At 68.1% G+C, this 22,901-nt stretch carries 22 protein-coding genes; 13 read left to right on the forward strand and 9 right to left on the reverse strand.

Features of this window, described 5'->3' with window-relative positions:
• The first annotated feature begins 60 nt into the window (after positions 1–60).
• The 4 genes from EV652_RS10655 (at position 61) to EV652_RS10670 (ending at position 5,151) form a co-directional block, all read left to right on the forward strand.
• A complete protein-coding gene (locus tag EV652_RS10655; RefSeq protein ID WP_158441144.1) occupies positions 61–2,577 on the forward strand; it encodes a helix-turn-helix transcriptional regulator in 2,517 nt (838 codons plus the stop codon).
• 157 nt (positions 2,578–2,734) lie between these two features.
• Positions 2,735–4,042, forward strand: coding sequence for a cation:proton antiporter (locus tag EV652_RS10660; protein WP_132208875.1), 1,308 nt, complete (start codon positions 2,735–2,737; stop codon positions 4,040–4,042).
• 107 nt (positions 4,043–4,149) lie between these two features.
• Entirely contained in the window at positions 4,150–4,539 is a 390-nt protein-coding gene (locus tag EV652_RS10665) for a hypothetical protein (RefSeq protein WP_132208876.1), read from the forward strand.
• Positions 4,540–4,632: 93 nt separating this feature from the next.
• A complete protein-coding gene (locus EV652_RS10670) occupies positions 4,633–5,151 on the forward strand; it encodes an LURP-one-related/scramblase family protein (RefSeq protein WP_132208877.1) in 519 nt (172 codons plus the stop codon).
• A 59-nt stretch (positions 5,152–5,210) separates the two neighbouring features.
• Here the strand turns inward: EV652_RS10670 and EV652_RS10675 are convergent, their stop codons facing one another.
• The gene (locus EV652_RS10675; protein ID WP_132208878.1) at positions 5,211–6,143 is read right to left on the reverse strand and encodes a DUF4394 domain-containing protein; all 933 of its coding nucleotides are present in this window, start codon (positions 6,141–6,143) and stop codon (positions 5,211–5,213) included.
• 151 nt (positions 6,144–6,294) lie between these two features.
• Between EV652_RS10675 and EV652_RS10680 the strand changes: the two genes are divergently transcribed.
• Positions 6,295–7,086, forward strand: a complete 792-nt coding sequence (locus EV652_RS10680) for a class I SAM-dependent methyltransferase (RefSeq protein ID WP_132208879.1) — start codon at positions 6,295–6,297, stop codon at positions 7,084–7,086.
• 54 nt (positions 7,087–7,140) lie between these two features.
• Positions 7,141–7,350 carry a hypothetical protein gene (locus EV652_RS10685; protein WP_132208880.1) on the forward strand — a complete coding sequence of 70 codons (210 nt, stop codon included), beginning with the start codon at positions 7,141–7,143 and terminating at the stop codon, positions 7,348–7,350.
• 78 nt (positions 7,351–7,428) lie between these two features.
• Here the strand turns inward: EV652_RS10685 and EV652_RS44570 are convergent, their stop codons facing one another.
• The 8 genes from EV652_RS44570 to EV652_RS10720 all read right to left on the reverse strand — a co-directional run bounded on the left by EV652_RS44570 (position 7,429) and on the right by EV652_RS10720 (position 16,356).
• Positions 7,429–9,294, reverse strand: coding sequence for a lytic transglycosylase domain-containing protein (locus EV652_RS44570; RefSeq protein ID WP_199238109.1), 1,866 nt, complete (start codon positions 9,292–9,294; stop codon positions 7,429–7,431).
• Between the two features lie 245 nt (positions 9,295–9,539).
• The gene (locus EV652_RS10695) at positions 9,540–9,905 is read right to left on the reverse strand and encodes a hypothetical protein (RefSeq protein WP_132208881.1); all 366 of its coding nucleotides are present in this window, start codon (positions 9,903–9,905) and stop codon (positions 9,540–9,542) included.
• 110 nt (positions 9,906–10,015) lie between these two features.
• Complete coding sequence (locus EV652_RS10700) at positions 10,016–11,146, reverse strand: alkene reductase (RefSeq protein WP_132208882.1); 1,131 nt, start codon at positions 11,144–11,146, stop codon at positions 10,016–10,018.
• A 69-nt stretch (positions 11,147–11,215) separates the two neighbouring features.
• Complete coding sequence (locus EV652_RS10705; protein ID WP_132208883.1) at positions 11,216–11,860, reverse strand: hypothetical protein; 645 nt, start codon at positions 11,858–11,860, stop codon at positions 11,216–11,218.
• 83 nt (positions 11,861–11,943) lie between these two features.
• Positions 11,944–13,503 carry an ABC transporter ATP-binding protein gene (locus EV652_RS10710; RefSeq protein ID WP_206752085.1) on the reverse strand — a complete coding sequence of 520 codons (1,560 nt, stop codon included), beginning with the start codon at positions 13,501–13,503 and terminating at the stop codon, positions 11,944–11,946.
• Between the two features lie 14 nt (positions 13,504–13,517).
• Positions 13,518–13,688: a hypothetical protein gene (locus EV652_RS44995; RefSeq protein WP_206752086.1), complete on the reverse strand. Its 171-nt coding sequence runs from the start codon at positions 13,686–13,688 to the stop codon at positions 13,518–13,520.
• Positions 13,685–15,388 (reverse strand): ABC transporter ATP-binding protein, encoded by a 1,704-nt coding sequence (locus EV652_RS10715; protein WP_132208884.1) that lies wholly within the window; start codon positions 15,386–15,388, stop codon positions 13,685–13,687. The genes EV652_RS44995 and EV652_RS10715 overlap by 4 nt, the downstream gene beginning before the upstream one ends.
• Entirely contained in the window at positions 15,385–16,356 is a 972-nt protein-coding gene (locus EV652_RS10720) for an alpha/beta hydrolase (RefSeq protein ID WP_132208885.1), read from the reverse strand. The genes EV652_RS10715 and EV652_RS10720 overlap by 4 nt, the downstream gene beginning before the upstream one ends.
• A gap of 71 nt (positions 16,357–16,427) precedes the next feature.
• Between EV652_RS10720 and EV652_RS10725 the strand changes: the two genes are divergently transcribed.
• From EV652_RS10725 to EV652_RS10755, 7 genes are all read left to right on the forward strand, one after another.
• Positions 16,428–16,991 (forward strand): TetR/AcrR family transcriptional regulator, encoded by a 564-nt coding sequence (locus EV652_RS10725; RefSeq protein ID WP_132208886.1) that lies wholly within the window; start codon positions 16,428–16,430, stop codon positions 16,989–16,991.
• Positions 16,992–17,095: 104 nt separating this feature from the next.
• The gene (locus EV652_RS46150; RefSeq protein WP_369410008.1) at positions 17,096–17,341 is read left to right on the forward strand and encodes a hypothetical protein; all 246 of its coding nucleotides are present in this window, start codon (positions 17,096–17,098) and stop codon (positions 17,339–17,341) included.
• Positions 17,342–17,528: 187 nt separating this feature from the next.
• Entirely contained in the window at positions 17,529–19,163 is a 1,635-nt protein-coding gene (locus EV652_RS10735; protein WP_132208888.1) for a type 2 periplasmic-binding domain-containing protein, read from the forward strand.
• 3 nt (positions 19,164–19,166) lie between these two features.
• The gene (locus EV652_RS10740) at positions 19,167–20,120 is read left to right on the forward strand and encodes an ABC transporter permease (RefSeq protein WP_242001683.1); all 954 of its coding nucleotides are present in this window, start codon (positions 19,167–19,169) and stop codon (positions 20,118–20,120) included.
• Positions 20,117–20,992 (forward strand): carbohydrate ABC transporter permease, encoded by an 876-nt coding sequence (locus EV652_RS10745; protein WP_132208889.1) that lies wholly within the window; start codon positions 20,117–20,119, stop codon positions 20,990–20,992. The genes EV652_RS10740 and EV652_RS10745 overlap by 4 nt, the downstream gene beginning before the upstream one ends.
• 47 nt (positions 20,993–21,039) lie before the next feature.
• Positions 21,040–22,059, forward strand: a complete 1,020-nt coding sequence (locus EV652_RS10750) for a LacI family DNA-binding transcriptional regulator (protein ID WP_199238110.1) — start codon at positions 21,040–21,042, stop codon at positions 22,057–22,059.
• The gene (locus EV652_RS10755; protein WP_132208890.1) at positions 22,040–22,789 is read left to right on the forward strand and encodes an aminoglycoside 3'-phosphotransferase; all 750 of its coding nucleotides are present in this window, start codon (positions 22,040–22,042) and stop codon (positions 22,787–22,789) included. Before EV652_RS10750 ends, EV652_RS10755 begins: the two co-directional genes overlap by 20 nt.
• The last annotated feature ends 112 nt before the right edge of the window (positions 22,790–22,901 follow it).

Below are 22,901 nucleotides of genomic sequence, written 5' to 3' on the forward strand. Positions count from 1 at the left end.
AGGAAAGCGGTGGTACGGCAGCGTCTTCTGGACCTCGTGAGCCAGGGGGTGCAGAGGCCGTTGACGCTTGTCAGTGCGCCCGCGGGCTTCGGAAAGACGATGCTCCTGGTCTCGTGGGAGGCACTCGGCGCCTGGGCCGGCCCGGTCAGGCACATCACGATGGACGCCGCCGCCGAACAGCCTGCGGCCTTGCTGCAGTCCGTGCTCGATGGTCTGCACCGGAGGGGTTCGGCCCTGGCCGAAGAGCCCGTGCTGTTCACGACAGCGGACCTACCCGGTCGACCAGGTCCGGTCACTGAGAGAGCGGCCGGGCCGGAAGCGATGGTCCTCGTGGTCGATTGCGGCGACCTCACCGTCACGCCGGAGCTCGGGGACAGCCTCGACCGCCTCATCCGGGGCAATGCCGGAAGAGTACGGATCGTCCTGCTGACCCGCGCGGACCCGCAGCTGCCGCTCCATCGGTACCGACTGGCCGACACCTTGACGGAGATTCGGGCCGCCGATCTGGCCTTCACGGTCGAGGAGGCCGCCGGCCTGATGCGGCACGAGAATCTTGATCTGGCCCCGGCCGAGCTGGCAGAACTCTGGGCACGAACGGATGGCTGGCCGGCGGGCCTGATGTTCGCGGCGATGCACCTGGCCGGGAAAGCCGACACCGCACAGGCCATCCGAGGGTTTCGAGGCGATGTGGGGAACGTGGCGGCGTTCCTGATGACCGAGGTGCTCCAGGCACAACCGCCCGCGCTGCGGGACTTCCTGCTCCGGACCTGCATCGTCGACAAGCTCCGGCCCGGACTTGCCGAAGCGCTGACAGGTCGCGCTTGTGACCTTCGGTCGTTGGAGTTCATGTCCCACGGGAACGCTTTCATCCAGCGGGTGCCCGGGACCGACGACTGTTACAGCTACCAGTCACTGTTCCGCGAGTTCCTCCGAGCCCAACTCTTGTTCGAGAGATCGGCCCTGGTCCCCGTGCTGCACCGCACCGCCGCCGGCTGGTTCGCGCAGAACGGGCACCAGCTGTCGGCGGTCTGCCACGCCATCACGGCTGGTCAGTGGGGGGACGCGGCCCGGTATCTGGTGGAGGACCTCGACTTCGCGCAGCTACTCGTCGGGCGCGAACGGCGGCTCCTGAAAGAGTTGGTCGCTGACCTTCCCGACGACCTGGACGACGCGAGTGCCGCGGTGGTGCGGTCCGCACGGGCGCTCACGGAGTTCGATGTCGACCTGTGCGCCGCGGAACTGCGCAAGGCTCGATCCGGCCTGGACCAGGGGCTCCCGCCGCGGACGCTCTCCTACGAGCTGGCAATCACCGTGCTGGAAGCGGTCTCCGCAAGTCTTCAGACCGATGTCATGTCGGCGTTGGACGCCGTGCTCGCCGCTGAAGCGGCCCTCAGAGCGGTATCGGTGGGACCGAATGCCGTGCATCCCGAGCTGAAGTTGCTCGTTGCCGGATGCAAAGGCCGGGTCCTCCTCCAGCGGGGAGACTTCGCCGGCGCCGCGGAGGCGTTCTCAGCGGCGATCGCGATTGCCGAGGAAGCCGGTCTGCACGAGGCGTTGGCGGACTTCCTGGGAATGGCCGCGCTGGTCGAGGCGGTGTGGGGACATCTGCGGCGGGCTGCCGAGCTCGCCACGCAGGCCATCGCTCTGGCGGAGTCCGGAGCTCACCTGGACGAGCCCCAGTCAGCGATCGTGGCCCAGGCCTGGGTGAGTGCCGAGCAGGGTGAGCTCGCGGTAGCCCGGGACCTGGTGCACCGCGCCGGGGACGCCGTACCGACGTTCGATACAAGAGTTCTCGCCGCCTGCGCGGCGATGGTCCGGGCAAGGGTGCTCCGGGCCGACGGAGATGTCGACCTTGCCCGTGCTGAGCTCAGGGCGGCCGCCAACAGCTATGGGGCTGTAAGTGACGAGTGGCTCGGCCAGTCCCTCGTCGTGGACGAGGCGAAGATTCTCGTGGCGCAGCACCTGCCCCGTGAGGCCATCGCCGTGGTCGAGCATTCTCCCGGCCGCGACCAGGTCGAATCGATCCTGGTGCTGCGACGGGCGGCTACCGAGGCCGGTGAGCAGGGTCCTGCGCTGCCGGCTCCGGCCGCGCAGCAGGGCACATCCCTGGAGACTCAGGTCGACAGCTGGCTGGTGCAAGCCGCGGAATCGATCAGAACCGGCGACTCCGGCCGGAGCGGACTCCAGGTGGAGCGGGCCTTGAGACTGGCTGCGCCGGAGCACCTGCGTCGTCCGTTCTCGGAGGCGCCGCCACCACTGCGAAAGTTGCTTCAGCCAACCGGCGAACTGATGCGGCGGCACCCCTGGCTCCGCGCGCCGGGACCGGCCGATCACTCGAGTCGGACCCGAACCGAGCTGGTCATCACCGCCACCTTGAGCAGCAAGGAGCACGAGGTGCTGGAGTACCTCGCCGAACTGCTGACCACCGAAGAGATCGCCAGCACCATGTACGTCTCGGTCAACACGGTTCGCAGCCACGTGCGGAGCATCCTGCGCAAGCTGAGCGCCTCCCGACGCAACGAGGCCGTACGACGAGCTTGGGAGCTGGGCCTGCTCCCCTCCCGCCCAGAGGTCTAGTCGGTCACTGCAGGAGTCCAGCACCTTGACCTGCAGCAGTTGGTACCTGCCGGTTCGAAACTGTCCCCGGCGGATGAGGCAGCCGCTGGGCGGCGACTGTCAGAGTGAATGAGCCAGTCCGGGCTGCGCGCCAGTCGCAAGGACGGAGGCGAGGGGAGTGACCGAGACTACGTTCGCAGTGCTCGCGCTCCTCGTCCTTGCGTGGGCAGTGACCTCGGACCTTCTGGCCCGTCTGAACATCACCGGTCCGCTGGTATTCGCCGTCGCCGGCTATGCACTGGGGAACTCTGACTGGGGTCCTCTCTCGGTGGACGTCGAGGCCCCGTCCGTCCATCTGCTCGCGGAGTTGACGCTGGCGCTCCTGTTGTTCTCGGACGCTGCCAGAGTCAACCTCTCGAGGCTGAAACGAGACGTTCGCCTGCCTGGCCGCCTGCTGGCGTTCGGCCTTCCCCTGTCCGTGGTCCTGGGCTCTCTCCTGGCCGCATGGCTCTTCGACGACTTCACCTGGGCGCTCGCAGGCTTCGTGGGCGCCACGTTGGCTCCCACTGACGCTGCTCTCAGCGCACAGGTGATCAACGACCGCCGGATCCCGATGCGCCTGCGTCGCGCCCTCAATGTGGAAAGTGGACTCAACGACGGCATCGTCACACCGGTCGTCCTGTTCACGCTGGCTGTCGCCGCCGGCCAACTCGGGGTAGAAGGTCACGACGGCGGCTCCGACGACGGCGGCGGTGCGCTGTTCGCACTCGCCGTCGGTGTCATCGTCGGCTTGGCGATCGGGTCGGTCAGCGCCAGGCTCATGACGGTCGGCTCTCGACGGCGCTGGATGACTACGGGCGCCCGGCGACTGACGGCATTTGCGGCTGCACTCAGCAGCTTCGCCCTCGCCGTCGCGTTCAGCGGCAACGGATTCATCGCGGCGTTCGTGGCCGGCATCGCCTTCAGAGCAGCACTGGACGACGATGCTGCCGACGAGGAGAACATCGTCGAGCTACCGGAGCTTGTCGGTGAGGTCCTGGCCTTCGCCGTCTGGTTCCTCTTCGGAGCCGCGCTGGTGCCGATCGCCGTGCACAACTTCGACTTCACCCTGCTCGCGTACGCCGTACTGAGTCTGACCGTGGTCCGCATCGTTCCGGTCGCCCTGTCCCTGCTCGGAACGGGTCTGGACCGCAAGACCGCCTTGTTCGTGGGATGGTTCGGGCCCCGCGGCCTGGCATCGGTCGTGTTCGCGCTGCTGGCGATCGAGCAGCTCGGCGACATCCCGGTGGTCGAGCAGGCCGTCGCCGTCGTCGCGCTGACTGTGTTGCTGAGTGTGGTGCTCCACGGGGTCACGGCCGGTCCGTTCGGAAGCCGCTATGTCCGCCTCGAGCAGGCCGACGAAGACCCCGGCGCCGGCCCTCGATCACGACACCCCGCCCACGGTTCTTCGCAGTCCCCGACGCCGCTTCGAAGCGACCAGCCATGACGAAGCCGCGGAGCGGAGATCATGAGTGGCGGATGAGACTCGTCGATACCGGCCGGCATCGGGATCGCCGGTGCGGAGTACAGTCGATGCGCTGCCATTGTCGCAATGTGATTCCGACCCTCCCCGGCGAGTTCATGACTCGAGATTTCTTCGGCGCCTTGTCGCACATGGCCGATCCAACAGTGTCAGTCAACGTTTGGCCGCTTGCGATGCAGGAAGTCAGAAGGCTTGAAATGACGGTCGATGACCATGGCGGCAGCGACCGCCAACCCGACGACGAGCTCGATCATCCACTGGTCGACAGTCGCGAGACGGCCGCGCTCAGAGAGCAGGCAACCGAAGTCCTGGCCCGGTATCACCAGATCGAGCTGGCCGAGGCAGCCATGCTGCTGTTCGTGCTGGCGGAGTATCGCGACTGCTCGGTCGATGCCCTGGCCGTTGAGGTACTACGCAAGGCGGCCGCGCGCCGTGCGACGCCCGACGAACCAGCGTCGTAGAACCAGGTGGCCTCACCCGTCAGGGATGAAGCACCGTGTCGCCAAGGGCCTCTAGGCTCTACTGCCAGCGCTGGGGTGAGGAGAGCTCGGGTCATGGGAATCCTGCGAAGAAAGCGCGGCGACGACGACGTCGAACCGCGCCGGTACCGGATGAGGGCGAAGCTGGTCTCGATCGGTGACGACTTCTGGATCGAGGACAACGAGGGCACCCGCGTGTACCGCGTGAACGGTAAGGCGCTACGACTTCGCGACACGTTCGTGCTCGAAGACGTGTCCGGCCACGAGGTCGCGAAGATCAAGGAACGAAAACTCAGCGTGCGGGACAAGGTCTCCATCGAGCGCGACGGCGAGCGGGTCGCGACAGTCCACAAGGCGCTGGTCGGCATCCGGGACCGCTTCGCCATCGACGTCGACGACGGGCCGGATCTCAAGGCACACGGCAACATCGTCGACCACGAGTACGAGATCAGACGCGACGGCGACACGATCGCCCACATCTCGAAGCGCTGGTTCCGGGTCCGCGACACCTACGGAATAGAGATCGCGCCGGACGAGGACGAGGCCCTCCTGCTCGCGACCGTCGTGGCACTCGAGCAGTTGACCGACGAATAGGCCGCGCGCCCCGGCACGGCCAGGCTCCGATGGGCGGACGTCGGAGCCTGGCCGGCGGACTATCGAGCGAGCGGGACGGCCAGGTCGACGACCTGCGCGTTGCTCGGGAAGGAGCCGAGGCGGGTTGCCTTGCCGGTGGTGAGGTTGATGTCGTACAGGCGGGTGCGGCCGCCGGTGTTCAGTGTTGCCAGGCCGCGGTTGTCGCCGCCTTGCGTGGAGATGTCGAACCCGGCCGACTGGCCGGCATCGACGGTGAGCTTGCCGGTGGGCGCGAGCAGGCCGGCGTTCGCCGGGGACTGGATCACGACCTGGTCGAGCATGGTGTCGATGTCGAACAGCGTCGTCGCGGTGTTCGGGTCGAGGTCGTTGTTCGTGTACGCCGCTGCCGTGACCTGGGTCGCCGTGGTCGGCGGAGCAGGCGGCACGCCCGGGTAGGCCAGCACGCCGTCGGTGGCGGTCATACCTGCCGCGGGCGCACCGGCCGGGTCGTCGAGGTTGTGGCGCAGGTTCTGGCCGGTGTCGCTGATCACCCGCAGCCGGTTCGCGGCCGGGTTGAAGTCGACCCCGAAGTTCTGGCCGTCCAGCGGGACGGTGAGCTGCGAGACCTTCGTGGCCCGACCGAAGCTGGACACGGTGTTGATCGTGTAGATGCCGCCGCGATCGCCGACGCCGTACAGCTTCCCGTTCTGAACCCGGTAGTCGATACCGACGAGCCGCTGGTCGTCCTGCAGTCCCTGCACTCGCGCCGTACGCCGGATCCGGTCGGGCGAGGCGGTGCGGAACTTCACCAGCCGGCCTTTGTCGGTCAGGCCGACCACGTCAGAGCTCTGCGGCCGGGCTTTCGCGGCCGCGGCCGGTGCCGGTGCGACCGCGGCCGGCCGTGCGCCGGCCGTCGCCTGCGTCGCGTTGCTGAGGATCAGGGCCGTCGCGGGCAACGCGATCGCGGCTACCGTCGCGGCGACGACGCGGATGTGTCGTCGTGATTGGAACATGCTGATTCACCTCTCGGTCGCGGCGCCGATCCACCTCTCGCGGCCGGTCGCCGGGCGGAGCCGCCGGTGGGCCCAACTCCGGCGGCGTCTCAACCACCTCTTCGTCGCCACCAACCGATCGGATGTGCGCGGATGCGCCTAGCCTGGCTGGATGGAGGGGGAGCGGGCTGACGAGATTGCGGTGAACCGCGAGCTGTGGGCGCTGGTCAACGAGCGCTACACCGGTCCGGCGGCGGAGGCGCTGTGGTCCAGGCCGGAGATGGTCTGGGGTTTGTACGACGTGCCTGAGCGACAACTCGGCGTACTCGGGGACGTCGACGGCCTCGACGTACTCGAACTGGCCTGCGGTACGGCGTACTGCTCGGCCTGGCTCACCAGGTCCGGCGCCCGCGTGGTCGCCGCTGACCTGTCGGCTGAACAGCTCCGGACGGCTCGCGACCTGCAGCGCCGTACAGGACCCGCCTTCCCGCTTGTGCAGGCGGACGCCGAACACGTGCCGCTCGCGAGCGGCTCCTTCGACCTCGTCGTCAGCGAACACGGCGCCGCGGCGTGGTGCGACCCGGAACGCTGGCTGGCCGAGGCGGCACGAGTACTGCGGCCCGGTGGACGGCTCGTGTTCCTCACCAACAGCTTGCTGTCCGCGCTCTGCGTACCGGACGACGAGGGTGTCGCCACCAACAGCCTGCAACGCGGACAGCGCGCCGCCTACCACGTCCGCTGGCCAGGTGGCGGCGCCGAGTTCCACCCCTCCCATGGCGACTGGATCCGGCTTCTGCGCCGGTTCGGCTTCAGCGTCGAAGCCCTGCACGAGCTCTACGCCCCACCGGACGCGCCAGACCACCCCTTCTACGAGATCGTCACCACCGCCTGGGCGTCCCAGTGGCCCGCCGAAGAACTCTGGGTGGCCTGGCGCACCACGGCGGCTGTCACCCGCAACGGATGAGGCGCCGACGGCTGATCCCGCCGAGAATCGACAGCGACCGGGAGGGGAATCAGCATGTGGTACGTGATCATGTTCTCCGGGCTGGCGATCCTGTGTGTGGTCGTGGTGCTGATCCGCAACGCCCGCGTCAAGGCCGCCCGCGAACGCACCGCGTCACCGGAACGCACGGCCCACACCCACACCCACGCCGAGGAGGACCGCGCTCGCAACGAGCGCAAGCGCCGCCGCGCGCAGTCGAAGGCGGACCGCCGCAAGCGCCACTGACCAGCCGGCCAGGACTCAGCCGGCTGATCTTCTCGTGTGCATGACGCTGCCCGTCGCTGTACGCCGGGACCCGGCCGGCTAGCGCGGGGAGCCTGCGGCCTTGCACGCGTTCTGCGGTGTGCACCGGTGCCGGTCCTTGTCGTCCCGAGCCGGGGACTGTTCCGGGGAATCGTCGGGGCAGGTCTCGGAGGGCTGGGCCGGTGGAGGGGTCGGGGTTGGGGGGCAGGCAGGTCGGGCGAGGGCTCGGCCGACTACTTGGCGCATCGCCGGGGCCCAGCCGACCGCGGCCGTGGTCGGCTCCTGCGCCGGGGTGGGCTCGGCGGACGGTGCCGACGTGGACGAGCCGGACTTGGACGGCTCGGACGGCTTCGGCTCTGACTCGGACGGTTTGGACTCGGTCGCCTTCGGCGCGGGCGGTCGCTTCGTGGCCGGCTCGGACGGTCCTGGCTCGGATGGTCGCGTCGTGCGCGCCTCGGACGGTACTGGCTCGGTCGGTCGCGTCGTGCCCTGCCCGGACGGTGCCGGATTGGGCGGTCGCGTCGTGGCCGGCTCGGACGGGTTCGGGGTGGTTGTCGGCTCGGGTTCGGAGGGACGGGTCGGCGCGGACGGTCGGGTCTGCGTCGGTTCGGGGGCGGCCGGGGTCGGGTTGGTCGTCGGTCGTGGTTGGGGTGGTCGTACGGTCGGCGGCTCGGAGGGCGTGGTCGGGGCCGGTTCGCGGATGGCGGTTTTGCCGGGGCTGGGGGCAGCCGGGGTCGGCTGGTCCGGCGGCGGGGTTGTCGTCCGCGGGCGGCTCACGCCGCGGGGTGGCGGCGCCGAGGGTTCGGTCCGTTGCACGGGCGCAGGCTGGGCAACCACCGCGTCGTCCGGCTGCGGATTGGTGGGCCAGGGTCGCGCTGCCGGCGGGGCGGCCGTCCAGGGCCGCTCAGTCGGGGGATCGGCGGTCCAGGGAGGCGCCGCGGGGGAATCGGCAGCCCAGCGGCGCGCTGCCGGGGGATCGACGGGGTCGTTCGGGAGTTGGTCGCCGGTTGACGGCAGCCCGATGACTCGGCCGGCCTGGTACATCCGGGCCAGCGCGAGGACTACCCGGACGTAGGAGTCGGCGTTGTTGTAGCGCCGTACCGCCTGCGCTGCCCGGCCCGGATCGCGCAGGTCCGACGTACCGGTGCACAGGTACTGGGCGGCGCCCTGCGCGGCGTCGAACATGTTGTTCGGGTCGCCGAACCCGTCGCCGTTGCCGTCCGCGTTCACCGCGCGCCAGGTCGACGGGATGAACTGCATCGGACCCACCGCGCGGTCGTACTCGGAGTCCCCGTCGAGCGCGCCGTCGTCGGAGTCGCGGATCAGCGCGACGTTCGGCCGGCCATCGAGCGGGATGCCGCGGATCCGCCGGGTCGCCGAGCCGTCGTCGCGCAGCTGGGCGCCACCGAACTGGCCGTGGTTGGACTCCACCCGCCCGATCGCAGCGAGCAGCGTCCACGGCACCCCGCAACCGGGGTCGCTGACTGCCAACCGGGCCTCGGCCTGCTTGTACGCCCGCAAGGCGACGTCCGGGATCCCGCTCTCGCCGAGAGCCGTGATCACCGGACCACCTGAGAGCACCATCTGCACCGGTTTCGCCACCCGACCCGGCCCGACTGGGACAGCGACCAACTGCTCCGGCTCGACGAACTCGGCCAGTGCCTCGTCCTCGATGAACGGATCGACCGCTGGTGCGTCCGCAGCCCCGGCCGCGTCGTACCCACCGGTGGCCGGACGGTCGGGGAGCGGCGCGGTCGCCAACGCTGCGAGGGTGACCACCGCGGCGACCGCACCTGCCAACTGCCAGCGACTCCCGGTCGACCCTGACCTCACCGCGGTCCGGGGCGCCGGCCGGCCGGCGCGATGCCGGCCTTGGTGTCGTCGCCCGTGTCGCTTGACGAACTTGTGCAGTCCGGGCACTCGCATGATCTCGATTCCCTCCGCCGATCCGCCGGTGCGGTGCAGTCCCGCTTTCCCAGGTGTTCGGGGCGGACCGCACCCCGGATCGGTTCATGGTTGCTTCGCTGAACTGGAGTGCGAGGAGCCAAGACCGGACGGCTGCTGGATGCGGCAGTTGGCGACGTACGAGTGGAGAGAAGGACCGCCGCACCCTCGGACAGCCAACAACGCAAACGGCAGCTAGCCGGCGAGGGCGTGGCGGTCGGGTGAGGTTAGACGCGGATCCAGTCGGTGCAGGTGTCTGCGCCGGTGCCGTGGTTGGTGTTTTCGCAGAGCATCATGTAGATGGCGCCGACCGGGAAGTACGCGGTGTCACAGCCACTGTCGCCGCCGTCCCACTCGACCACGGGATCGCGGCCCGCACCCTGTGTCCAGATCGCGTAGACGGCGTTGCCATCCACTTCCCGGTCGCAGACGCTGCCATGGCCGTGCGTCTCGCTCACGCTGATGAAATCCTTGCCCTGGTAAAAGTAGTTGTAATGTGCCGCCGCCGTCGGAGCTGTTGCCATGAGCAACGGCGGTACGGCGAGCAGCGCGGTCGCACCGACGGTCAGCCGGCGGATCTTGTCCCTGTTCATTACTCTCCCGAGACGGTTGTCGAAACAAATCTTGACCTTCGCAAGTCTCGACAGCCGGCCGTGCTGAGTCTTTGTCGCAGCGTGCACAGCCCTTGTACGACGGTGCACTCCTAGTCCCGGACGAGGGCCTCGGCGAGGACTGGGTAGGTGGTGTAGCCCTCGGGGCCCTGGGTGTAGAGGGTGTCCTCTTCGATCGTGTTCAGGGGAGCGTCCAGCGCGAAGCGTGCCGGTAGGTCGGGATTCGCGAGGAAGGCACGGCCGTAGGAGACGAGATCGGCCAGGCCTTCGGCGAGGATCTTCTCGCCGACTGAACGCGTGGTTGCCTCGCCGTTCTCGCCGACGTTCGCGATCAGGGTTCCGCTCCACCCGGGACGCAGGTCGGCCAGCATGGGGAACGGCGTTTCACCGGTCCGTACGCCGGGACGCTCGGCGTCGGTCAGATGGAGGTAACCGAGGCCGAGCGTGTCGAGTTCCGCGAGCAGGGCACGGTAGACGGGCAGCGGGTCGGCCTCGTGCATCCCGAACTGCGGGTTCCCCGGTGACAGCCGCAGTGCGGTCCGCCCGGCGCCGATCTCCTCGGCGACCCTGGTCACGCACTCGACCGCGAAGCGGATCCGATCGGCGGTCGAGTTTCGCCCGTACCGGTCGTCGCGCAGGTTGGTGTTGTCTGCCAGGAACTGGTGGATCAGATAGCTGTTGGCACCGTGCAGTTCGACCCCGTCGAATCCCGCGGTGATGGCGCCGCGGGCCGCGGCAGCATGATCTTCGATCGCGACGCGGATGTCGGCGCGTGTCATCGTGCGGGGCAGCGGAGGGTCCGCCTTGCCGCCGTCCCGGATGTGCACGGGGCCGGGGACCGGCACGGACGACGGACCGGCGGGAATGTCCCCGGCGATGCGCGAGAGTGGGTGTCCCTGCCGTCCGCCGTGCATCAGTTGGGCGAAGATCCTGCCGCCCGCGTTGTGTACGGCGTCGGTGACTCGTCGCCAGCCGTCGATGTGGGCGGTCGTTTCCAGACCAGGGATCCGCCACTCGCTCTGGCCGCGCCGGCTCGGCCAGATACCTTCGCTGATGAGCAGTCCGGCGGTGGCGCGCTGGGCGTAGAAATCGGCGACGAACGGTAGCGGACTTCCGTCCTTGGTGGCGCGGAACCGGGTCATGGGCGCCAGCACGATGCGATTCGGGAGGTGCAGCGCGGGGCCGGCCAGGGAATACGCGTCGAACAGAGAGGCAGTGGTCACGGAAGGACGGTAAAAGTTGACACCAATGTCAGGGTCAAGGTCCGCTGGGCGCCTCGAGCGGTAGCTACATCACGGGTTGTACTGGCTCCAGGTGTGGTTGACCTGGCGGATGACGGCCAGGACCAGGGCTGTGAGGGTGGTGAGGGCGGCGGCGAGCCCGATGATGACCGCCGCGCTGAGGTTGAGGCCGAACGAGCCGGCCACCATGCCGGCCAGGGCGCCGATAAGCAGGGCGACGATGATGCTGACGAGCATCGCGATGCTGGACAGGTACTGCGCGGCCGGGATGCGGGTGTGGTGGGTGCCGTAGGTGCGCATGAGGCCGGGGACGTCCTCCTGGTGGCCGGTGATGAAGTAGGGCTCGGCTTCGGGGGCGAGGTCGAGGTAGCCGCGCCGGAGCCTGTTCATGCCGGCGACCAGATGGACGTCCTCGCTGTTGAGTTGGACGAGCCGGATGACGGTGGCCAGGCCGATGACGATCACCAGGGGGATGAGCAGGAGGGCGAAGAGTCGGAAGCCGAGGCCGAAGTCGGTGCTGTCGGCAACCAACGCCAGCGCGACCACGCTGGCGGACACCACGGTCACGAACCAGTTCGCCCGACTGAAGCTCTCGCTCCAGGCGAGGCTGCGCGTCGCCAGGAGACTCCAGTGCTCGGTCGACAAGACCTGAGCCCGCAGGGATTCCGGTGCGGTCCGAGGGTCCTGCTCGGGCATCGTCGACTCCTGGCTTCTCCGTCTCACCGACGGACGCGGTAGCGAATGTGGGCAGCCTCGCGCCAGCGAACCAAGACGGGCTTTCAAACTCCTTTCACGCCGGGGGCCGAGCTGGTGCTGCCGGACCCTGCACTGACGCCAAGCGTCCAGAACGCGGCGTACCGGCCGTCGTGGCGGAGGAGGTCGTCGTGACTGCCCTGCTCCACGATCCGGCCGGCGTCCAGGAAGACGACGTGGTCGGCGCGTTGGATGGTGCCGAGGCGGTGGGCGACCATCACGACCGTCCGGCCGGTCATCAGGTGATCGAGGGCCTCGTGGACTGCTGCTTCGTTCAGCGGATCCAGCGCGGAGGTCACTTCGTCCAGCAGGACGACAGGGGCGTCCTTCAGCAGGGCGCGTGCGATCGAGACGCGCTGGCGCTCGCCACCTGACAGGAGTGCACCGCCCTCGCCGACGTTCGTCTCCCAGCCGCCGGGCAGTCGCTCGATCACTTCGTCCAACCGTGCCGCTGTCGCTGCCGCCCGTACCTCGGCATCGCTCGCGTCGGGACGGCCGAGGCGCACGTTCTCCTCGATCGTGCCGTCGAAGAGATAGACGTTCTGGAAGACGATGGCGATCTGCGCCATCAACACCTCGGTGCTGATTGAGCGCACGTCCACACCCCCGACGCGGACCGCACCTGAGTCCACGTCGTAGAACCGCGCGAGCAACTGCAGCAGGGTGCTCTTACCAGCACCCGACGGTCCGACGACGGCGAGCCGTTGACCCTGCACAACAGACAAGGACAGGTTGTCGATCACCGTCCGGTCGCCCTGCCGGAACGTCACGGACTCGAACGACAGGTCGTGGTGTTCCGGGCGCCGAGGCTCGCGCGGTTCCGGCAGCGGCTCAGTGCGCAACAACGTATCGAGCCTGGCCAGCACGGCCCGCGCGCCGCGGAGTTTGCCGCCGATATCCGCCAGCGACAGCAGCGGATCCGCGCACCGAGCGGCCAGCACCAGGATCGCCAGAAGCTCTGCCGCACCGAGGTTTCCACCGAGCGCGAGATAGGTGCCCAGGACAAGCAATACGGTGAACACGCCCTGTACGACGAAGGCCAGGCCGACCACACCGGGCAGGGCCGACAACGTCGTACGTCGGGATGCCCGCTGGAGCTCCTGCAAGGAGTCGTCGAGCGACTGGAAGCGTTCGACGGTCCGCCCGCCGGCTCGCAGAACCGGCTGAGCCTGGAGATATTCGATGACCCGCCCAGTGGCCTCCTGCTCGCGTTCGGCGCGCGCCGAGTCGTTGGCCGCCATCGAGCGACCCGTCCAGACCTGGATCGCCGCCACGATCGGTACGGCGACCAACGCGGCCAACCCCAGTTGCCACTGGAAGGCAAGCATCACGACGACGATCGTCAGCGGCGTCACGCAGGCAGAGATGAACGGTGACAGCAGATGCGCGATCACACCCATCGCCTGCAGGACACCGCCGCTGGCCAGCACGGACACCTTCCCGACACGACCTCCGCTGTACCAGCCGAGAGGCAACCTGGCCAGGTGATCGCCGATCCGGTGATACATGCCGTGCAACAACGTCGTCCCGGCTCGGAAACCGGACAGATCACTGGTGTAGCGCAGTACCGCATAGACAGCGACCACCGTCCCGAACGCGATCAGCCAGGGCCAGGCGTCGCCTGGTGAGCTTCCGACAGTGCCCGCAGTACCGGAACCAGCAATGCGTAGGACAAGCCTTCAAGAATCGCGGTCGTGGTCATCAGGGCCACGGTGCGTCGCACCGGCCGGGCGTACTCGGGTCCCAGCACTCGCAACAGCATCCGAATCATCGAACCTCACGTCCTCTCCAGAACGCGGCGAACTTCCCGTTCTGTGCCAGTAGTTCTGCAGGCCGGCCGCGTTCGACGATCGACCCGTTCTCCAGCAGTACGACGGTGTCCGCGTCGGCCACCGTCTCCAGTCGATGCGCGATGACCAGGATCGTCCGACCGTCCAGCGTCGCCAGCGCACGGCGTACGGCGTGCTCGGTCTGCGGATCGGCGAACGCGGTCGCCTCGTCGAGCACCAGAACGGGGGTGTCGGCGAGCAGTGCGCGGGCGATCGAGATCCGCTGTGCCTCGCCACCCGACAGCCCGGTGTCCTCGCCGATCACCGACTCGTAGCCGCGCGGCAGTTCGAGAATGCGATCGTGGATGTTCGCCAGCTTGGCGGCGCGGACCACGTCGTCGAGATCGGCCTGCGGCACTGCCAACGCAATGTTGTCCGCCACCGACGCGCGCAGCAGGCGAACATCCTGGAAGACGAACGACACCATGCGATACAGCTCCTGGCTGCCCAGCGAGCGCAGATCGACACCGCCCAGGACGACCGAGCCGTGCGTCGGGTCGAAGAACCGAGGCAACAGCTGAACCAGCGTGGACTTCCCACTTCCCGACGGCCCGACGATCGCGGTGACCGTCCCCGGCTCGAGCACCAGGTCGACGCCGCGCAGTACTTCGTGATCGTCGTCGTACCCGAACCGGACGTCACGCAGCTCCACCCGATGCCCCTGCGGTGCGACCGGACGCGCCGGCTCCGGTAGCGACTGCACCGCGAGCACGTCCCGGATCCGGCCGACCGCACGTCGGGCGGCCTGCATGTCGTCGAAGCCGTGGCCGAGGGCGGCCACCGGTGCGGTCAGTCCCAGTCCGAGTAGCAGGAAGGGCAGTAGATCGGCCGCCGGCATGCCGCCGTTCGTGATCAGAGTCGCACCGCCGATCAGCACGACGAGCAGCACGAACGGCGGCGCGAGCGCCAGCTGCATCCCAGCGGCGATCACGGACATCCCGCGCACCCACCGGTAGAACGTGCGGACGAAATCGTCCGCGGCCGTGAGGAACTTGTGGTGGGCGCGGCCGGCTCCGCCGAACGCCTTGACCACCGCGATGCCCTCGACGAATTCGACGACCGAACTCGCGATCCGTCCCATCGCCACATCGAATTCGGCCTGCTCGTTCGTCCGCACCGGGGTCATCATCAGCGGAACCAGCGCCACGGCCAGGAGCACCGGGATCAGCGTGATCAGGGTGAGTCGCCAGTCGATGGTGAACAGGTAGATCAGCGACACCAGCGGCACCACAAAGGCGGCGATGAGCTCGCCGGGGGTGTGGGCGATGAACGGATGTACGGCGCTCACGTCGTCCCCGACCACCTTGGCCAGTTCGCCCGTACGGCGCTTGGAGAACCAGCCGATCGGGACGCGACCCAGCCGCGCGGCCAACTGCCGGCGGAACGACAGTTGCACCTGGTCGTCCAGTGCATGCCCGATTCCGGCGGACGTGGCCGTGGCCAGCAGCCGGACCAACAGGCCGGCCGCACCCACGATCACGACGGTCCAGACATGCCCGGGATCAACCGGGTCAGGCAACAGCAGCACGCGGCCGATTTCGACAACCGCCAACAGCGGCGCCAATCCCGCGACAGCGCCGATGACCTGCAGGAACACAACGGCGGCGAAGGTCCCTCGGTAGGGGCGCAACAGGCTCGTCATGCGGCGAGATGGTCGCGCAGGAAGGCAGTGATCCGTTCCCGCGCGGCTTTGGCCTGCGGCACCAGGTTCGGCATGCTGAGGAACGCGTGCCCCGCGCGGTCGTGTTCGGACACCTGCACGGGCGTCCCGGCTTCGCGCAGCCGGTCGGCGTACGCACGTCCGTGATCGGCGACTGGATCGAGGACAGGTATCACCACGAGCGCCGGCGCCAGGCCGCTCACGTCGTCGGCGTACAGAGGCGACACCGCACGAGGATCCTCACTGTGCGGAACGGCCAACTCGCGGAACATCTTGATCCGCGACCGGGTGAGGGTCGGGCTGTCGGCGTACGTGGTCATCGAGGGGTAGTCCAACGCCGTCGAGGTCAGGTCGGCGCACGGATTGACCAGCACCTGGGCCCGCAGTGGGAGGCCGCATTCCCTGGCCCGGATGGCGGACAGGGCAGCGACCATCGAGCCGGCACTCTCGCCGAAGACGGCGACCCGGGCCGGGTCGATTCCCCACTGCGCGGGCTGATCGAGGATGTGCCGCAGTACGTCCCAACCGTCGTCGACAGCTGCCGACAGGGGAGTCTTGGGGTCGACGAGTCGGTGCTCGACCGAGACGACCACGGCGGGGAGTTGTACGGCGACGTGACTGTTGATCCAGTCGGACTGCACCGCCGTACCCATGAATCCGCCGCCGTGCACGTGAACCACCAGCGGCAAGGCACCTTGGCGAGACGGGCGGTACACGCGCACCGGGAGTTCACGGTCCGCCAGCGCCACCTGCTGCCAGCCGATCTTCGCGCCGCGGTCCGGGAACCCGGTGATCACTCGTGCCAGACCGGAAGCGAGCTTGCGGTTCTGCGCGTCCCGGAAGGCGAGCAGCTCCTCGATCGACAGCGCCGGATAGTCCGGTTCCTTCCGTACGACGTGCAGCAGCCGGATGCCCAGCGGCGGCTGCTGCACAGTGGTGGTGACGCTCATCTCTGCTCCTCGACGGTTTCGCTACTATGAGTATCGATACCGAAAGTAGCATAACTGGATAGGCTGGCACCATGGCCCGAGCAAGCACCCCCGCCAGACCGCCCGGACGGCCCCGCGCCGGGATCGACGCCGAGGTTTACGCGGCCACGCTGAGCACGATCCACGAGCTCGGCTACACCCGCGCCACCGTCGACCGGATCGCCGCCGCGGCGGGTGTTGCGAAGACGACGATCTACCGTCGCTGGCCGTCCAAGGGCGCGTTGATCACGGCCTGCCTGGTGGACGCGTTCGGCCCGCTGCCGCTGAACCAGGACGACAGCCCGGCGCAGATCCTGGAATCGGGCTTCCGCCTCGCCGCGGCGAAGATCGGCGAACCGGGCGTCGGCGCGGCGTTCGCGGGCGTGTTCACCGACGCCATCGGCGATCCCGAGCTGCGCCACGTCCTGTCCACCCAACTGCAGGACCCCTACCGGCTCGTGCTCGAGGAGGCGCTCGGCGAATCGACGCAGCGGATCCTCTTCTTCATCGACGTCACGATCGGTGCGTTGCTGCACCGGATGGGCATGACCGGCGAGCCGATGGTCGAGGAGGACGTCGACGCCCTCATGAGAATGATCCTCCGCGAACTCGGCTGACCAGACCTCGCACTCAAGAGCTGATGTGACGCCGGGGGCTGCTCAACCGATTTCGTCCTCGGGCCGCTGTTCCCCGGCCGAACGCCCGGCCGGGGGCCGGCCTGGTGTACGCCGGATCGACGGGCTGCAGCCGGGTCGCGGGGACCAGGACGGTCAACTGTGATATCCCGGCGCTGGCCAGCGGTGCCACGACCACCCGGACGTTCGCGGCCGACGCTGGCCTGCTCACGCTCGGATCCCTGGTCGCGACGGCGAAGCGCACCGCGAGTTCGCCGACCGACCCGAATGCGGCGAACGACCAGGCGAGCCGCACCTGCACAGCACTCACCAGCCTGATCGTCAGGTGCTGATCGGCTGACGCAAATCGCCACCAGGTCGTCGAATCTGGTGTTCCGGCCGGCGGCCGCGGGAGTCGTACCCCGCGGTCGCCGGCTCTTTTTCTGCCTACGTCTTGCATCCGGGGCGGGACGGGGTTTACGGTCCCGGTTAACGTTTAAGTGTGCATAGATGAGCACTTGGTCTTGACTTGGAGCAACTATGATCAGTCGGCGGCGATTCCTGCAGGTTGGCGGTGCCGTGGTGGGCGCGGCGATGGCCGGGCCTACGCTGGCGGCCTGTGGCGACGGCGGTACGGCGAACGGCGGGGCGAAGGCCTCGAGTGAGCTGACTCTGCCGACGTACAAGCCGTTCGAGGGCCTGCGGCCCGACTTGGCGGGGGCCGAATCGGGGCTGGAGCCGGGCTTCCTGCAGTTCCCGTCGGACGCGATCTCGAGTGTGAAGGCGCCGCCGCTGAAGAACGCGGTCAGTGCGCTGACCGAGACGTTCGCGACGCCTCCGCCGCCGATGGGCAGCAACCCGATGTGGCAGTCACTGAACCAGGCCCTCGGTGCTGAGCTGAAGCTCACCATCGGCACCGACCCGGGATACCCGGAGAAGTTCGCCACCCTGCTGGCCAGCGACTCGCTGCCGGACCTGATGTGGCTGCCGCCGAACCAGGGCATCCCGAACATCGGCCCGATGCTGGAGGCCAAGTTCCAGGACCTGACGACGTACCTGTCCGGCGACGCCGTCCTGGAGTACCCGAACCTGGCCGCGCTGAAGCCGGCGTCCTGGAAGACCGCGGTGGTGAACGGGAAGATCTGGGGCGCTCCGATCCCGTCGACGCCGTTCGGTCAGGTGATGATGGGCAACCCGCGGACCTGGCAGAAGGTCGGCGGCCTGCAGAGCGCCACCGCGGACGAGTTCTTTGCCAAATGCAAGGAACTCAGCTCCGGCACGAACTACGCGCTCGAGCCGGCCATCATCAACATGCTGCACATGTTCGGTGAGTGGTTCGGTGCCCCGAACGGCTGGCGGGTGAACCAGGACCGCTCGCTCACCCACCTGTACGAGACCGACAACTACAAGGCCGCGGTCGAGTACGCCGCCAAGCTGTGGGCGGCCAAGGTCTTCTATCCGGACCTCAACCTGGCCGACGCCACCCCGAAGACCGTGAACGGCCAGATCGCCGCGCAGGTCGTGGTGGGACCGCGGGCGACCGACGACTTCCGGCGGCTCGACCCGACCCTGTTCGTCGACACGCTGATCCCGTTCGGCCACGACGGCAAGGCGAAGCCGGTCTACGACATGGGCTACGGCACGGTCGGGTTCACGCCGTTCAAGAAGACCGACGAGGGCCGGATCCGCGAGCTGCTCGCGCTGGTCGACTACCTGTCCGCGCCGTTCGGCACCAAGGAGTACCTGCAGAAGAACTTCGGTGTCGCCGGCCAGCAGTACCAGCTGGACGCGAAGAAGAACCCGGTGCTGACCAAGGCCGGCACCCAGCAGGCGCCCGGCCTGGTCAGCGCGTTGCAGATCATGACTGCACCGGAGAGCGTGATCTTCAACCCGGCGTTCCCCGAGGACACCAAGCAGATCTACGCCACCGAGCAGAAGCTGCTCCAGTTCGCGATGCGCAACCCGACCGCGGGCACCTACTCCGACACCTCCAGCAAGGTCGGGCCGAAGCTGACCGCGGCGTTCCGCGACACGATCGTCGACATCGTCACCGGCCGGCAGAAGATCTCGGCGTACGACGAGGCGCTCAAGCGCTGGAAGAGCGGCGGCGGCGACAAGATGCGCGGCGAGTTCGAGGCGGTGCTGCCGTCGAGCGTCCCGGTCACGGGGTCCTGATAGATGCTGAAGAAAGCGGTCACCCGGCGGCAGGTGAAGAAGAACCTGCCGCTCGGGGTGCGGTGGCGGCGGGACTGGCAGATGGTGCTGCTGATGGTCCCCGGCGTGGTGTTCCTGCTGGTGTTCTTCTACCTGCCGGTGATCGGGAACCTGGTCGCGTTCCAGGACTTCCAGCCGTACCTCGGCATCATGCACAGCGAGTGGAACGGCCTGCAGAACTTCGTCAACCTGTACGACAATCCCGACTTCTGGGATGCGCTGCGGAACACGCTGATCCTGGCGGCGGTGCAGTTGCTGCTGTTCTTCCCGGTGCCGCTGGCGCTGGCGCTGATCGTGGACTCGCTGGTCAGCAACCGGGTCAGGCGCTGGTTCCAGACCATCGCGTACCTGCCGCACTTCCTGTCCTGGGTGCTGGTGATCACGCTGTTCCAGCAGTCGCTCGGTGGGGCCGGGTTCGTCAACAACCTGCTCCGGCAGGCCGGGCTGGACCCGATCCCGTTCATGACGAACCCGGACACCTTCCCGTTGCTGGTAGTCACGCAGCTGATCTGGAAGGACGCCGGCTGGGCGATGATCATCTTCCTCGCCGCGCTGACCGCCGTGGACGTCTCGCTCTACGAGGCCGCGGCGGCGGACGGCGCCGGTCGCTGGCGGCGGCTCTGGCACATCACGCTGCCGTCGATGCGGACCGTGATCGTGTTGCTGCTGATTCTGCGGATCGGCGACATCCTGAGTGTCGGGTTCGAGCAGTTCATCCTGCAACGCGACTCGGTCGGCCCGGGTGCGGCCGAAGTACTGGACACCTTCACGTACTACGCGGGTGTCGTCGGCGGCGACTGGAGCAGCGGGGCTGCCGCCGGTCTGGCGAAGGGCGTAGTCGGCGCGCTGCTGTTGTGGGGCGCAAACTCGCTCGCTCATCGGCTCGGTGAGCCCGGAATCTTTCAGAGGCGCTCATGAGACCCATTTGGAAAGAGAGTCCGTCCCCGCTCTACCAGTCGATCAAGGCCGTCGTACTCGGTGGGTTCGCGCTGGTGATCGTGATTCCGATCATGGTGGTGATCTCGACGTCGCTGGCCAGTGATGGCGACATCATCGACGCTGGCGGGTACGTGCTGTGGCCGTCGCATCCGACGCTGAAGGCGTACGAGACGCTCTTCAGCGGCGGGTTGATGGGCCGGGCGATCATGGTCAGTGTTTTCGTGACAGTCGTCGGTACGGCGATCGCCCTCGCGGTCACGATCGCGTTGGCCTACGCGACGTCGCGGCCGGTGTTGTTCGGGCGGCCGGTGCTGTTGATGGTGTTGTTCACGTTGCTGTTCGCGCCGGGGATCATCCCGATGTTCCTGGTGGTCAAGCAACTCGGTCTGCTCGACAGCTTGTGGTCGCTGATCCTGCCGGGCGCGCTCGGCGCATTCAATTTCGTCGTACTGCGCACCTTCTTCATGAACGTGCCGGGTGAGCTGCTGGAGAGTGCGCGGATCGACGGGGCGAGCGACTTCACCATCCTGCGGCGGATCGTGATGCCGTTGTCGAAGGCCGTGATCGCGGTGGTCGGGCTGTTCTACGCGGTCGGGTTCTGGAACGCGTTCTTCAACGCGCTGCTGTACCTGAACGACACGTCGAAATGGCCCGTCCAGGTGATCCTGCGGACGTACGTCCTACAGGGCAAGTCGCTGTCCGCCGACCAGCTCGGAGTGGAGCCGCTGCCGCAACCGCAGTCGCTGCAGATGGCGGTCGTGGTGGTCGCGCTGGTGCCGATCGCGATGGTCTACCCGTTCCTGCAGCGGCACTTCACCAAGGGTGTGATCACCGGCGCGGTCAAGGGTTGACGGCTTATCCCGAGAATCGGCTGGCGGCTTCTGCAAGAATCAATCACATGGCGATGGGGCAAGCTTCTGCGGCCGACCGCCCGACGCTGCGCATGGTCGCAGCCGAGGCCGGGGTGTCGGTCGCGACCGTGTCGTACGTACTGTCCGGCCGGCATCGCAGCCACACCATCAAGGACTCGACCGCCGACCGGGTCCGCGAGGCCGCGACCAAGCTGGGCTACCGGCGCAACGACGCGGCCCGTGCGATCCGCACCGGCAAGTCGGACCTCGTGCTGCTGTCGCTCAGTGTGCTCGCCGATCCGTGGTCGCAGGCGGTCGCGGCCACGGTCAGCGAAGCGGTCAGCCCGCTCGGGAAGACCGCGCTGATCGTCGCGGACGGTGACTGGCGGACAGTGTTGTCGAACCGGACCCCGGACGTGATCTTCATCGACAGCGTCACCCCGGACCCGCAGCAGATCGCCGAATTGGAGGCGTTCGCGGCACAGGGTGTGCAGATCGTGGCGTTCAGCGAGACGCTGGAGCCGCGGGGCTTCGACGTGATCCGGTCGGGTGCCGAGCCGCGCTGTCATCTGGCCGTGGAGCATCTGCTCGAGCACCACACCAGGGTCGGCGCGCTGACCTCCCGGACGTCGGGATTCGCTCGGTTCGACGCGTACCTCAACACGATGCGGGCGGCCGGGCGGCCGATCCGGGACGAGGACATCGAGATCTTCGAGCGTCACCCGGAAGGCGCCTACCGGGCCGCGATGGCGTTGCTGACCAAGCCGGACCGTCCGACGGCGATCTACTGTACGACGGACTTCGCGGCGATCGCCGCGGTCCGGGCTGCGCATCGACTGCGGATCGACGTACCTCGGGATCTGGCGGTGGTCGGCGTCGGGAACACGCCTGAAGGGGAGCACCTGGACCCGTCGCTGTCGACGGTCGGACCGGTCGGCTTCAACGACGCGCTGGCGCGGATCATCGTCGGCCGGCTGAAGGATCGGGAGGGGGCGCCTGGCGAGGTGTTCGACTTCCCCTGGCAACTGATCGTGCGAGACTCTTCGCATGTTTCAACCGGAGGGTGACGGCTGGGAGCCGGTGACTGTCGGCGAGTCCGACACCTCGGTCTACCGGCGGACTGATGTCTTCGCCAAGTGCTGCTCTCCGGCCGGTGTGGAGGAGCTGCGGGACGAGCGGGATCGGGCCGAGTGGCTGGCTGGGACACACTTGCCGGGGGCAACGGTAGTGGATTGGCTCGAGTCGGCCGACGGCGCTTGTCTGGTGACGACGGCTGTGCCTGGCGTTGCGGGGACCGAGTTGCCGGAATCCCTTCAGCTGAAGGCGATGGAGAGTCTCGGCCGGACGTTGCGAGAACTGCATTCGCTGCGCGACTGCCCGTTCGAGCGCCCGCTGGCGTCGGTGATCGCGACGGCGGAGGACGTAGTACGACGGGATGCCGTCAATCCTGCCTTCCTCACTGACGAGTGGCGCCTGCTTTCGTCGAAGGAGCTGCTGGATCGAGTGGTTGCTGAGCGCCCCTATATCGAAGCGGGCGTTGACCTCGCCGTCTGCCACGGCGACGCCTGCCTGCCGAACGTCTTCTTCGATCCGGCCACGCTGGAGGTCACCGGCCTCATCGACGTCGGCCGCCTCGGCATCGCCGACCGCTACTCCGACCTCGCCCTCATCGCGATCCAACTCCATGACGAGTGGTCCGCCGACGCCGCGCCCTTCCTCGCTGCCTACGGCCTGCCGGCGCCGGACCAGCGGCGCCTGGAGTTCTACCGCCTGCTGGACCCACTGACCTGGGGCTGACTGCGCCGGCTGGGACTACGGCGTCTCGCTGCACCGCTGCCCGTTGCGTTAGGCAACTATCATCTGTTGTCCACAGGGGTGATGACTTGTGGATAACGCGGTCTTGCCGAAT

Source organism: Kribbella steppae, from assembly GCF_004342025.1.
GTDB classification, from domain to species: Bacteria; Actinomycetota; Actinomycetes; order Propionibacteriales; family Kribbellaceae; genus Kribbella; species Kribbella steppae.